Source organism: uncultured Kushneria sp. (assembly GCF_947497025.1).
Lineage (GTDB): Bacteria > Pseudomonadota > Gammaproteobacteria > Pseudomonadales > Halomonadaceae > Kushneria.
Genome location: NZ_CANMFC010000007.1, coordinates 1 through 12480 on the forward strand (window position 1 = coordinate 1; position 12480 = coordinate 12480).

At 58.4% G+C, this 12480-nt stretch carries 11 protein-coding genes; 5 read left to right on the forward strand and 6 right to left on the reverse strand.

Translation table 11 applies throughout. The annotated features are described in order from the left end of the window. The first annotated feature begins 294 nt into the window (after positions 1–294). Entirely contained in the window at positions 295–546 is a 252-nt protein-coding gene (locus Q0931_RS13175; RefSeq protein ID WP_299261028.1) for a hypothetical protein, read from the forward strand. An 84-nt stretch (positions 547–630) separates the two neighbouring features. Here the strand turns inward: Q0931_RS13175 and Q0931_RS13180 are convergent, their stop codons facing one another. The 3 genes from Q0931_RS13180 to Q0931_RS13190 all read right to left on the reverse strand — a co-directional run bounded on the left by Q0931_RS13180 (position 631) and on the right by Q0931_RS13190 (position 5451). Next, the gene (locus tag Q0931_RS13180) at positions 631–843 is read right to left on the reverse strand and encodes a YMGG-like glycine zipper-containing protein (RefSeq protein ID WP_299261030.1); all 213 of its coding nucleotides are present in this window, start codon (positions 841–843) and stop codon (positions 631–633) included. A 501-nt stretch (positions 844–1344) separates the two neighbouring features. Then, positions 1345–2451: a ribonucleotide-diphosphate reductase subunit beta gene (locus Q0931_RS13185; protein ID WP_299261032.1), complete on the reverse strand. Its 1107-nt coding sequence runs from the start codon at positions 2449–2451 to the stop codon at positions 1345–1347. 99 nt (positions 2452–2550) lie between these two features. Further along, a complete protein-coding gene (locus tag Q0931_RS13190; protein ID WP_299261034.1) occupies positions 2551–5451 on the reverse strand; it encodes a ribonucleoside-diphosphate reductase subunit alpha in 2901 nt (966 codons plus the stop codon). A gap of 583 nt (positions 5452–6034) precedes the next feature. Here Q0931_RS13190 and Q0931_RS13195 point away from each other — a divergent pair. Continuing rightward, positions 6035–6748 carry a winged helix-turn-helix domain-containing protein gene (locus Q0931_RS13195; protein ID WP_299261036.1) on the forward strand — a complete coding sequence of 238 codons (714 nt, stop codon included), beginning with the start codon at positions 6035–6037 and terminating at the stop codon, positions 6746–6748. A 74-nt stretch (positions 6749–6822) separates the two neighbouring features. After that, complete coding sequence (locus Q0931_RS13200; protein WP_299261038.1) at positions 6823–8529, forward strand: ATP-binding protein; 1707 nt, start codon at positions 6823–6825, stop codon at positions 8527–8529. Positions 8530–8535: 6 nt separating this feature from the next. Here the strand turns inward: Q0931_RS13200 and Q0931_RS13205 are convergent, their stop codons facing one another. Both Q0931_RS13205 and Q0931_RS13210 read right to left on the reverse strand, forming a co-directional pair. Further along, the gene (locus Q0931_RS13205) at positions 8536–9453 is read right to left on the reverse strand and encodes a LysR family transcriptional regulator (RefSeq protein ID WP_299261040.1); all 918 of its coding nucleotides are present in this window, start codon (positions 9451–9453) and stop codon (positions 8536–8538) included. A gap of 67 nt (positions 9454–9520) precedes the next feature. Then, positions 9521–10579: a metal-dependent hydrolase gene (locus tag Q0931_RS13210; RefSeq protein WP_299261042.1), complete on the reverse strand. Its 1059-nt coding sequence runs from the start codon at positions 10577–10579 to the stop codon at positions 9521–9523. Positions 10580–10711: 132 nt separating this feature from the next. Between Q0931_RS13210 and Q0931_RS13215 the strand changes: the two genes are divergently transcribed. Continuing rightward, positions 10712–11404 (forward strand): uracil-DNA glycosylase family protein, encoded by a 693-nt coding sequence (locus Q0931_RS13215; protein ID WP_299261044.1) that lies wholly within the window; start codon positions 10712–10714, stop codon positions 11402–11404. A 16-nt stretch (positions 11405–11420) separates the two neighbouring features. Here Q0931_RS13215 and Q0931_RS13220 read toward each other — a convergent pair whose 3' ends face one another. Next, positions 11421–11822: a DoxX family protein gene (locus Q0931_RS13220; protein WP_299261046.1), complete on the reverse strand. Its 402-nt coding sequence runs from the start codon at positions 11820–11822 to the stop codon at positions 11421–11423. Positions 11823–11987: 165 nt separating this feature from the next. Here Q0931_RS13220 and gloA point away from each other — a divergent pair, with 165 nt between their 5' ends. Next, positions 11988–12431 carry a lactoylglutathione lyase gene (gloA, locus tag Q0931_RS13225; protein WP_299261048.1) on the forward strand — a complete coding sequence of 148 codons (444 nt, stop codon included), beginning with the start codon at positions 11988–11990 and terminating at the stop codon, positions 12429–12431. Positions 12432–12480: the final 49 nt, after the last annotated feature.

The window sequence follows — 12480 nt, forward strand, 5'->3', positions numbered from 1 at the left end:
CACGGCCTGCGGCGCCGGCCCCGCCCGCGGTCACGACCGTGACCGCGGGCGAGGGCGAGGGCGTCTCGCCTCAGGGCCCCTCGTGCAGGGCCGTCAGCGCCTCGGTCAGGGCGGCCATCTCTGCCTCGGTGCCGATTGGTAAACGCAAAAAAGGTTTATATGGGAAATCAAACGCTTCCCATGCAAAGAGACTTGGTATTACATCGATTTTTGCACCACAATGAATAGGCAAGTGCCCGGGGTTTCGGGTATATCGTTGATGTAATGAATACAGTAGGCAAGGGAGAGCTGACGATGAAAAAAACACTGGGTATTTTGCTGGCTGCAATGATGGTATTTGCTGTGGCCGGTTGTAATAACGATGACGGCCCTGCTGAAGAGACCGGTGCAAAGGTTGATAACGCCGCCGACAATGCTGGAGATGCGACCAGCGATGCGGCTGATTCTGTCGGCGATGCTGCCAGTGATGCAGCTGACTCTACTGGCCAGGCCATGGAAGATGCTGGTGACTCCATCAGCGACAGCGCTGAAGAGCACAGCAACTGATCTATCCCGATAGGGTAGAGAAGTGAAAAAGCCTCCTGACATCGTCAGGAGGCTTTTTTGATTTGGCGCGACTGTTTCAGGCTATTACTGGGCGCCGGCCGCACCCACCGCTGCACCCGCCGCGCCGCCAATGAGGGCGCCTTTCCCTGCACTGCCTCCCGTGATGGCGCCGGCAGCAGCGCCTGTAAGGCCGCCGATACCGGCACCCTGAGCCGCGCTGCGCCCGGTAGGACTGCTACAGGCTGTTAGAAGCGTCAGCGCTGCCACGGTTGTCATCACCACAATCCCTTTATGCATGATGTCTCTCCTCGCAAGCGTTCAATAAAAGATAGCCGGATCCTCTTGTTATCGGCCACCCCAGTAAATACTGGACTGAAATCCTGAGTAATTTGAAAAACGCCCATAAAAAACCCTGCAATAAGCAGGGCTCGATAGGTTAGGATTCTGGTCGCGGTTTTGGCTTAACCCTGATAGGAAAAGATTTCCCGGGAGGAGCTACAATAACTTTTCCTGTTTTGGGATGCCTGAAAGACTTCCTGAAAATGAATTCTCCAGAAGAATCAGGGGGAAGGTTGTCGCTCATATCAAATCTACCTCTCAATTGAATGTTGGTAACAATTGATGCGTTGACTTGAGCACAGATCCCTACCAAAATCCGTTTGCCAATTGGGTTTGGAGAGATCCTGCTCAAAGAAGTAACAAGGCTTGCCGGCCTTCTACTTCTACTTAGATACGTGCATCTTCGCATCTAAGTCAGTTCGGGCCCTGTTTAGCGACAGGGCCCGAATTTTTTATGCCTCAGTCCCAGGTCAGCGCGCCGCCGGTCTGATATTCGGTTACCCGCGTTTCGAAGAAGTTCTTCTCCTTGGGCAGATCGATCAGTTCCGACATCCACGGGAACGGGTTTTCCACGTCATCAAAGAGCAGACCCAGACCAATCTGTTCGCTGCGGCGGTTGGCGATGAACTGCATGTACTGCTCGGTAAGCTCGGCATTCAGGCCCAGGATGCCGCGCGGCATGGTTTCACGGCCATAGGCCGCTTCCAGCTTGTAGGCTTCCAGAAGCATGCCACGCACTTCCTGCTGGAAGGCGTCATCCCATAGATGCGGATTTTCGATCTTGATCTGATTGATGCAGTCGATACCAAAGTTCAGGTGGATGGACTCATCGCGCAGGATGTACTGATACTGCTCGGCAATCCCCACCATCTTGTTGCGGCGACCCAGCGCCAGGATCTGGGCAAAACCGGTGTAGAACCACATGCCTTCAAACACGACATAAAAGGCCACCAGCGCGCGCAGGAAGGCCTGGTCACGTTCGATGGTACCGGTTGTGAAGCTCGGGTCTTCCAGTGCTTGGGTGTACTTGAGCGCCCAGGCATCCTTGTCGGTGATCGAGGGGATTTCCCGATACATGTTGAAAAGCTCACCCTCATCCAGACCCAGCGACGTGCAGATGTACTGGAAGGTATGGGTATGGATGGCTTCTTCAAAGGCCTGGCGCAGCAGGTACTGGCGACACTCCGGATTGGTGATGTTGCGATAGACGGCCAGCACGATGTTGTTGGCGACCAGCGACTCGGCGGTCGCAAAAAAGCCGAGGTTGCGCTTGAGCATCAGCACCTCGTCTTCGGTCAGCCCCTGCGGACTATTGACCGGTGCACGCCATGTGGCGATATCGCCCTGCATGGAGACTTCGGTCGGCATCCAGTGGTTGTTACAGCCTGCCAGATACTTTTCCCATGCCCAGCTGTACTTCAGCGGCAACAGCTGATTGACGTCGCTCTGGGCATTGATCATGGCCTTCTGGCTGGCATCAATACGCTGAGCGCCGGCCTGAATTTCACCCAGACCGGTGTTGTCGACCTGATCGTTGTCATCAGCAAACAGGTTGGTCTCTTGCATGATTCTCTCCCTTGCCATCACCCGAGTATGTTCAACGGCGAGTGTGGTCTTGAGTGCAGTAGACGGTGGCCCTGCAGGGCCACCGTCGTATTGATCAAATTACTGGCAGGCTTCGCAGTCCGGATCATCGAGTGAGCAGGCCAGTGGCGGTGCCGAGCCCAGCGGCTGCTGGGGAGCCTGCGAGGCCTCCGGTGCCGGCGCGGGCGCTGGCTGCGGCGTCGGTGCGTTGGGCTTGACGCCGGTCAGCTTGCCATCGGTGCCCTTGAGCGTTGATTTCTCAAGGCGAGTAGAAGCCTGCGCACGGAGGTAATAGGTGGTCTTCAGACCCAGCTGCCACGCCATGCGGTAGGTGGTATCCAGCTTGCGACCGGAAACACCGCTGATGTAGAGGTTCAGGGACTGTGCCTGGTCGATCCACTTCTGACGGCGCGAGGCAGCCTCGACGATCCAGCGCGGCTCGATTTCAAACGCCGTGGCATAGCGCTGCTTCAGATCGTCCGGGATGCGATCGATTGGCTGAAGCGAGCCATCGTAGTACTTGAGGTCATTGATCATCACCTCATCCCACAGGCCACGCTCCTTGAGCGCATGCACCATGTGCGAGTTGACCACCGTGAACTCGCCCGACAGGTTCGACTTCACATACAGGTTCTGATAGGTCGGCTCGATCGACTGTGTCACGCCACAGATATTGGAGATGGTGGCCGTCGGTGCGATCGCCATGACGTTGGAGTTACGCATGCCCTGACGGCGTACCTTGTTGCGAATGTGGTCCCAGTCCTGCGTGGTAGAGGTGTCCATCTGCACATACTGCTCGCCACGCTCGCGCTGCAGGTCATTAATGGAGTCGATGGGCAGAATGCCCTGGCTCCAGAGTGAGCCTTCGTAGGATTCATACTGGCCGCGCTCGGCTGCCAGGTCGCTGGAGGCTTCGATGGCGTGATAGCTGATCAGCTCCATGGAACGATCGGCAAAGGTCACGGCGTCATCGGAGGCATAGGCGATACCATGCTTGTACAGCGCATCCTGAAAGCCCATCAGGCCCAGACCGACCGGGCGGTGACGGAAGTTGGAGCGTTTGGCCTGCGGCACGGCGTAATAATTGATGTCGATGACGTTATCGAGCATGCGCACGGCCGTCCTGACCGACCGCTTGAGCTTCTCGCTGTCCAGCTGGCCATCAACCACGTGAGCCGCCAGGTTGATCGACCCCAGGTTGCAGACGGCAATTTCGTCAACGCTGGTGTTGAGCGTGATCTCGGTGCACAGGTTGGAAGAGTGCACGACGCCGGCATGACGCTGCGGGCTGCGCAGGTTGCACGGATCCTTGAAGGTGATCCAGGGATGGCCTGTTTCAAACAGCATCGACAGCATCTTGCGCCACAGATCCTTGGCCTGTACGCGTTTGAACAGCGTGATCTCACCGGTCTGCGTCATGGCTTCGTACTCTTCATAACGCTTCTCGAAGGCCGCGCCATAAAGGTCATGCAGATCAGGACAGGTGGCCGGTGAGAAGAGTGTCCATTCCTTCTCTTCGCTGACGCGCTTCATGAATAGGTCCGGTACCCAATTGGCCGTGTTCATGTCATGCGTGCGGCGACGGTCATCACCGGTGTTCTTGCGAAGTTCGAGGAACTCCTCGACGTCCATGTGCCAGGTTTCTAGGTACGAGCAGACCGCGCCCTTGCGCTTGCCGCCCTGGTTGACGGCCACGGCCGTATCGTTGACGACCTTGAGGAAGGGCACAACGCCTTGTGACTTGCCGTTGGTGCCCTTGATGTAGGAGCCCAGCGCACGCACCGGCGTCCAGTCATTGCCCAGGCCGCCGGCCCACTTGGAGAGCATGGCGTTGTCACGAATGGCGCCGTAGATGCCTTCAAGGTTATCCGGCACGGTGGTCAGATAGCACGAGGACAGCTGGCTGCGCACGGTGCCGGCATTGAACAGCGTGGGCGTCGAGGTCATGTAATCGAAGCTCGACAGCAGCTCATAGAACTCGATGGCGCGCGCTTCACGATCCTGCTCGTTCAGCGACAGGCCCATGGCCACGCGCATGAACATGACCTGCGGCAGTTCGTAGCGAACGCCGTCGCGATGCAGGAAGTAACGGTCGTAAAGCGTCTGCAGACCCAGATAGGTGAACTGGTTGTCACGCTCGTGGTTCAGGGCATCGCCCAGGCGCTCAAGGTCGAACTCGGCCAGGACCGGATCGAGCTGCTCGAATTCAATGCCGCGCTTGATGTAGTTCTGGAAGGCCGGCTTGTAGAGCGTCGCCATGTCACCAAAGGTGGCTTCCTCGGCGACTTCAAGGAAGGAGAGGGCTTCACGGCGCAGATTGTCCTGCAAAAGACGCGCGGTAACGAAGGTGTAGTTGGGCTCCTTCTCGACCAGCATGCGCGCGGTCATCATCAGTGCCGTGGCGACGCCATCGGGCGTTACGCCGTCATAGAGGTTGCGCAGCGACTCATCCATGATGCGACGCACTTCAACGTTATCCAGACCCGCGCAGGCTTCGGTAATCAGTGTCTCGATGCGCGCCAGATCCAGCGGGCGACGGCTGCCGTCAGGCTGGGTCACGTTGATGGTGGGGTGGGGCTTTTCGATACCCTGATGCTGCGCGGCGCGCGCACGAGCGTGCTCTTCACGGTAGAGCACGTAGGCGCGGGCCACCTTGTGTTCACCCGAACGCATCAGAGCCAGTTCCACCTGATCCTGGATATCTTCGATATGCAGGGTGCCGCCTTCCGGCATACGACGCGCGAACGTCTCCATGATGGACTGCGTCAGCTGTTCGACCTGCTCGCGAATGCGAGAGGAGCCGGCGGCGTTGTCACCTTCCACGGCAAGAAAGGCCTTGCTCATCGCCACGGAGACCTTGCTCGCATCAAAGGTGGCGGTGTCACCGGTACGCTTGATGACGCGCAGTTGCTGATCGGTCTGGCGCGTATGAGCATCATCAAGAATTGATGAGGTATCACGCTCTGTATGCGAGGTTTCCATAACGTTACCTTTCTGTCTTAAGGTCAAAACCGTGCCTTGCCTGCCGATTTAAAAAGCACGGCAGATCATCACGGGATCGAAAAAAGTTGGGTCACAAGATATTGACAGCTGTTAGAAGAATCTGCTGCAAAAACACTACATGGTGTGTCTGTCGACCAGGTGGACACAATATAGTGTGTCTGGCGAATACCCTCAATAGGAAAAAACGACTCGAATCGGGCGCACAATCTGTGGATAAAGTGTGCTTACCTCGCCACAGGCCTTGCCATTACTGGCATGCCGGCGGTTACATGAAAATTCCGGTAGGGATGCGTTTTTTTGTCGCGAATATTTCAGCTCGACCGCTGGCACACCGAATAAAATTCATGCCGATTAGAGCCTGATGATGAGAATCGTGTGCAAATACGTGGCTTCTGTATGGGCACTTTCGTGTAACAGTGGCACAATGTTGCCAAAGTTGAACGACCGTTGGGTTTGAAGGTCACATTTATCGCTGTCTGCCTGCCGTATGTGCGGGCGCTGCCCGTGCAGCATGCCGGTGACGGCACGGAAGCTTCTTTATCAATGATCGGACGGACGAGCCTTGGATAACATTACAACCGCCAACGAACACATTCTTATCATTGAAGATGATGAACGACTGGCCGCGTTGACGCGTGAGTATCTTGAAGGCAACGGTTTCAGGGTCAGCGTCGAGCATGACGGCACCAATGGCGTCGAACGTATTCTGTCCCTGCGGCCGGACCTGGTCATTCTTGACCTGATGCTGCCGGGTGAAGATGGTCTGTCCATTTGCCGCCGCGTACGCCACCAGTATCCCGGCCCCATTTTGATGCTGACAGCTCGTACCGATGACATGGATCAGGTGCTGGGTCTTGAAATGGGTGCTGATGATTATGTCCCCAAACCGGTGCCACCGCGTGTCCTGCTGGCACGCATGCGCGCGCTGCTGCGTCGTGCTGATGGGTCGGAAACCAACGAGCAGGAAGAGACCCGTCTCGAGTTTCGTGATCTGGTGGTGGACTCCTCAACCAGAGAGGCATGGCTCAACGGCGAGCGCATCGATCTGACCAGTGCCGAATTTGATCTACTGTGGCTGCTGGCCTCCCATGCCGGCCGAGTGCTGACGCGTGAAGAGATCTTCTCGGCGCTGCGCGGCATTCGTTATGATGGTCAGGATCGTTCGATAGACGTGCGTGTTTCTCGCATTCGACCCAAGATCGGTGATGACCCGCATCAGCCGCAGCGTATCAAGACCGTGCGCAGCAAGGGATACCTGTTCGTTCGAGAGATCTGAACCAGCAAATACCTGATCTTGTCTCGTGAAGGACGGCTTCGTCTACTGTAAAGAACCCTGTGTAAGGATAGACGATGCCGTCAAAATTCCCTTCTCTCGCCTCATGGCACTCCCGCTCGGGCGGGGCGGACGGTCTGGCACCGCCGCCTCACCGACCACTGTCCGCCCACGGCGGTTTTCGTCGACTCTACCTGACCCTGTTTTTCTCACTCATGGCCATTTTCTGGGTGGGCGTGGTCGCCTCATGGCTGATTGACGACTGGCGCGAGGATCATTACCGCCAGCGCCTGGCCAGTGGGCCGATGGCGCTTTTGACCTCTCTGGTCGCCAGCCAGCCGGAAAGCTCCCGCGATGCATGGCTGAGTGCCTATGAGGATGAGCTGGGCATTCGTCTGGCGCTGTCGGATTCTGAAACGCTGATGCTCGGGTTCATGGACCGGCGTCGTCTGGCACAGGGGGGCGTTCTGGCTCGGCAGGCTCAGGGTGAAATTGGCTGGCAGCTTTATCAGCGTCTGCCCGGTGAAGATGATGCCATTTTGGTGGCGCATTTTACCGGTCTTTCCGAGCAGCAGCCTTTGCAGCTTGTCTCCCTGCTGCGTCAGTGGCTGGAGCTGTCCCCCGATGATGAGCGTGAGGCCCGCTTTCAGGAGCTGCGCAGCCGTATCTCCCTGCCCATGGGCATGGGCAGTGGCACGCCGCCGGGGCTTTCCAACAGCCAGCTGGCGCAGCTCAATGCCGGTCATGTCGTGATCAACGTGGTGGCAGAGCGCTCAAGTCTTGGTTTCTACGCCCAGTTTTCGGGAGGGCGATGGATCATGGTCGGGCCGCTGTCGCCGTTTGAATCGCTGCCCATTGTGACCATTGCCATGGTCATGGCGCTGATGCTGACCCTGCTGGGGACGGCCATCTATTTCATCATGCGCAGTGTCGAGAAACGCCTGACCCGGCTTGAGCAGACCACGGCTAGCTTTACGGCCGGCGACTACAACGCGCGCGTGACCATTCAGGAAGGGGAGTATCTCACCCAGCTTGGGCTGGCCTTCAATACCATGGCCGACCAGGTCCAGGCGGTACTCTCTTCACAGCAGGATCTGATGCGGGCGGTCTCGCATGAGTTTCGAACCCCCGTGGCGCGAGTGCGCTTTGCGCTGCAGATGGTCGATGACATGAGCGAGTCGCCCGGGATCAGGCGGCTGCTCAAGGGGGTGGATGATGACATCGAATCCATCGACCGACTCATCGATGAAATTCTGACCTACGCACGCCTGGACAGCGCCACCGACGGGCTTCTGCCGCTGGAGCCGGTCAGCCTTGAAGTGCGTGACATTGCCGACCGCGTGGTCGAGACACTGACACCGCTGCATCCGCAACTGACGCTTGAAGTGACCGGCGGTCAGGAGCTCAACGTGCATGCCGATTCGCGCTATTTGCAGCGCGCGCTGCAGAATCTGGTCTCCAATGCCTGTACCCATGCCCGTAGCCGGGTGCATGTGCGCCTGCTGGGCGATGAGCGCATGGTGTATCTCAGCGTCGAGGATGATGGCGCGGGGGTGCCCCTCGAGGAGCGCGAACGCATATTCAAGCCCTTCGCGCGTCTTGATGACAGCCGCACCCGGCATCAGCCCGGCGTTGGTGGCTACGGTCTGGGTCTGGCGATCGTGGCCCGTATCGTCCAATGGCACCATGGGCGCATTACGGTCGATACGGCCCCCGAGCTGGGCGGTGCCCAGTTCATTCTTTCCCTGCCGCGTCACTACGAAGCGATGGAAGAATACACCTGAGGCCTTTCAGCCGGCCGGGCGTATGCCATTGAGCACGGAAAAGGACGTCTCGCGCGCCGTGCGCAGAAAGTCACTCATCCAGACCTGGCTCATCTGATCGACCCGGACGGCCGCATACAGTGTCCCCCACACGCCGTCCCGGCCCAGTGAGCATGCCTTCACATAATCCTTTTCAAGATATTCGGTCAGCGCCCAGTTCGGCAGGGCGCAAACCCCACGCTCGCTCGCGACCAGCTGCATCATCATCATGGTCAGCTCGGCCGTGCGGGTCTCGCGTGGGTGAATGCCGGCGGGTTCCAGAAAGCGGGTAAAGACATCGAGCTTTGAATGTTCTACCGGATAGGTGATCAGGATCTGGTCGATCAGATCCTCCGGCACGACATGTCGCTTGTCGGCCAGAGGGTGCTGTCGGGCCACGGCCAGCAGGCTTTCGTAGCGAAAAAGCGGCTCGTAGTGAATGCGCGGCAGCGGTTGCGGGTCGGCCGTGATGACCAGGTCAAGCTGCTCACGTGCCAGCGCCGGTAGCGGGTCAAAATGCTGGCCGGCAGGGATATCTACCTCGACCTCGGGCCAGTGGTCGCGAAAGTGATCGATGGTTGGCATGAGCCATTGAAAGCAACTGTGGCATTCAATGGCCATGTGCAGGCGGCCCTGTTCTCCGCCGGCCATGCGCGCGATATCACGCTCGGCATTACGAATCTGGGGCAGCACCTGCTCGGCCAGACCCAGAAGCCTCTGGCCGGCACGCGTAAACTGTACCGGGCGCGTCTTGCGCAAAAAAAGCGGGCAGTCCAATCGCTCTTCCAGATCCTTGAGCTGATGAGACAATGCCGACTGGGTCAAATGCACGCGCTCGGCGGCTTCAACCAGTGACCCGGTATCGCGCAGTGCCAGCAGGGTACGCAGGTGCCGGAACTCGATCATTAAAGCGTCTCTCTCATGGCTGATCTGAAGGGTGAATCATCTGAATAAAGGCTCTGTGCCGACAACGCTACCCCTGACGCCGACACTCGGCGTCAGGCAAAAGCAGGTCGCGGTCGCCAAAGTCTGACGGACACAGGGCTTCGGGATGCGTAATACGTCTCAAAAGCGCTGATAACAGGCCTGTATCGGGGCGTGGCATATCAACCGATCGCGAGGTGACCAGCTGCCAGTAGCCGTTATCATCGCGTTCACCGATATCAAAGGCAAAGGAATAGGTGCCGGGCTGCCCCATTCGCAGATCGGTCACGACCAGCGTGCCATCGCGCTCCTCGCTGCGCCAGAAGGGGGCAGCGAACCAGCCCAGCCGCTGGCCGGCCCAGCTGTCGATCAGCAGGTCGTGGGCGGCCATCGGTCGGCGGAAATGGTCAAAGGCAAGGGTGTGGTGGTCATCAAACAGGCTGACCAGCGCTTCCAGTTGCCGGTCATCGTCAATAACGGTGACGCGCCATACCAGCGTGTTCAGCGGCGTGGGCTGGACCATGACCGGGCGGTCATCCAGTCCGCGCTGCACCAGCGCCGGAGCCACCTGCGCCAGCACCATGGATTTGGCAGCAATGGAAAAGCCCAGATAGACCGTCGAGAGGGCCAGGCCAATGATGGCGGCGCGCCCTTGTGTGCCTTTGATCAGCGCCACGAGGATAGCCACCAGCATGGGCAGGGTATAGAGCGGATCGATGATGAAAATGGTTTTCCAGGCCACCGGGGGCGAGGCGATGGGCCAGAGCAGCTGGGTACCATAGGTAGTGAAGGCATCCAGGATAGGGTGAGTGACCAGGCATAGCCACCAGAACCAGAACCATGATCGGGTGGGTACTTTTCGGGTTGTCGGCAGGCGCGCGCAGACGAGGGTGAAGACCCCGGCCAGCAGCGATAGGACAAACACCGAATGCGTGGCGCTGCGATGATAGGTGTAGTCGGCCACGGCGTTACCGTAACTGATGAAACTGTCCAGATCCGGCAGAGTCGCTGCCACGGCACCGAGCAGAATCGACGTGCGTCCCAGCCGCCGCCCCAGTACGGCGCCGCCCAGCGCGCCACCGAGACAGGCCTGTGTCAGGGAATCCATTGCTTTTGTGTCACTCCCGTCTATTGAGGGCCATTACATCGGGCCATGGCAGCTATGCTTGTCCTGCCAGGGCCGGTATCGGCGCGGCCAGAAGTGAGCCGGATGATCAAAGAGTAACAAGGAGTGGCGAACATGTCCCTGACCCAGTGTCAGCAGGAAGCCTTTAGAGCGCTGGCGGCCGAGACCGATGGCATCGATCTTGAGGTCTACCAGCGTTTTGAGCGTGATCCGCTCGATCCCATCATCGGGCTGGGCCAGCGCAATCTGCGCATCGGATTTTTCGGCCGTGACCCCGGGCGCGATGAGGTGCGCTACGGCGAGCCCTTTATCGGTGCCGGCGGGCAGCTGGTCAGAAAGGCGCTTCATGAACATCTTTACGGCGAGAAGATGCCGGACTTCGAGGCCTCACGCGCCGTGGGCGAGCACTTTTTCTGGATCAACACCGTGCCTTACAAGCCGGTAGGGAACAAGGCGTGGTCGATGAAGGTCAAGCGCCACTTTCATGGGCTGATGAACGAGCTTCTGATCTCGCGCTGGGAAGGGCGCACGCTGATCACATTGGGACGCGAGGCCTTTTTGTGGTTTGGCATCAATCGATCAAAGGCCGAACGCGATCGTCTGGAAGCGTTCTGGAAGCGTGAGGATCGCTTTGAAAGCAGTATTGATGTCACGCTGGAAGATGATCAGGGGCAGGCGCAAACGTTCACACTCTATCCGCTGCCTCATCCGTCGCCGCTGAACCAGACCTGGTATGGCCGGTTTCCGGGGCTTCTGGCACAGCGCCTTGAGCAGCTGGATGTCCGGCCCGACAATCTGACTCTTTGATCGCTGAGGCTTTCGGTTAGTCCGGACGAATGGCCATGCGGCCGCTACCGCAAAACATCAGTGCCAGGGCCGCGCCCAGCATCAGTACTTCGGTTTCGATGTTCCAGCCGCCGGTATCGCTCAGCGACCAGACGGCGCCCAGACGCATCAGGACAATGGCAAACAGCATGTTGATGGCCGCCAGACCACCACCGATGCGACAGCGCCAGCCGGCCAGAATCATCAGAGGTGCCATCAGCTCGCCGATAAATACGCCAAAGGCCAGCGGTGTGGGCAGGCTCCAGTGCTCGAGATGATTGCCAATCACTTCGAGGACATTCGGAGCGCCAATCTTGGCGATGCCGTGCAGCAGCAGCGTCACGCCCAGCGCGAGCCGAAGGATCAGCTTGCCCAGATGTTCATTGTTGAAAAACGACATGATCTTCCCCGTGTGCCAGTCCTGACTTGAAAAACGACCTGTTCGCCAGCATTACAGTGCCATCGTTTCAAGGCATTCACCAGATTGCACACGTTGGCCGAACGTGGCAGCCAATGTGTCATGCGCGTTTAAAGACGCGTGCCATACGACCCTGAGGAGTACATCGTGCAATATCTACATACCATGGTACGTATCACTGATATTGATCAGTCCCTGCAGTTTTACTGTGATCTGCTGGGCATGAAGGAAGTGCGCCGCAAGGAGAGTGAGAAAGGGCGCTTTACCCTGATCTTTCTGGCCGCCAATGATGATGAGGCGACTTCCAGCGAGCAGCAGGCGCCCGAGCTGGAGCTGACCTGGAACTGGGACCCGGAAGAATTGACCACGGGGGCGCGTAACTTCGGCCACCTGGCCTATCGTGTCGATGATATCTACGCCACCTGTCAGCATCTGATGGACAACGGCGTGACCATCAACCGCCCGCCGCGTGACGGTCACATGGCCTTTGTGAAATCGCCCGATGGCATCTCCATTGAGCTGTTGCAAAAGGGTGACCCCAAGCCGTCTCAGGAGCCCTGGGCGTCGATGGAAAACACCGGCAGCTGGTAAGGTTTACTTTCGTGTCAATGTAAAAGGGGCACCCGACAGGGTGCCCCTT

Excerpts from the sequence above, each read along its gene's own strand:
- Q0931_RS13210 (WP_299261042.1), bottom strand. The coding sequence starts at position 10,579 with ATGGATTCCCTGACACAGGCCTGTCTCGGTGGCGCGCTGGGCGGCGCC.
- Q0931_RS13190 (WP_299261034.1), bottom strand. The coding sequence starts at position 5,451 with ATGGAAACCTCGCATACAGAGCGTGATACCTCATCAATTCTTGATGAT.
- Q0931_RS13220 (WP_299261046.1), bottom strand. The coding sequence starts at position 11,822 with ATGTCGTTTTTCAACAATGAACATCTGGGCAAGCTGATCCTTCGGCTC.
- Q0931_RS13205 (WP_299261040.1), bottom strand. The coding sequence starts at position 9,453 with ATGATCGAGTTCCGGCACCTGCGTACCCTGCTGGCACTGCGCGATACC.
- Q0931_RS13185 (WP_299261032.1), bottom strand. The coding sequence starts at position 2,451 with ATGCAAGAGACCAACCTGTTTGCTGATGACAACGATCAGGTCGACAAC.
- Q0931_RS13200 (WP_299261038.1), top strand. The coding sequence starts at position 6,823 with ATGCCGTCAAAATTCCCTTCTCTCGCCTCATGGCACTCCCGCTCGGGC.
- Q0931_RS13180 (WP_299261030.1), bottom strand. The coding sequence starts at position 843 with ATGCATAAAGGGATTGTGGTGATGACAACCGTGGCAGCGCTGACGCTT.
- Q0931_RS13215 (WP_299261044.1), top strand. The coding sequence starts at position 10,712 with ATGTCCCTGACCCAGTGTCAGCAGGAAGCCTTTAGAGCGCTGGCGGCC.
- Q0931_RS13175 (WP_299261028.1), top strand. The coding sequence starts at position 295 with ATGAAAAAAACACTGGGTATTTTGCTGGCTGCAATGATGGTATTTGCT.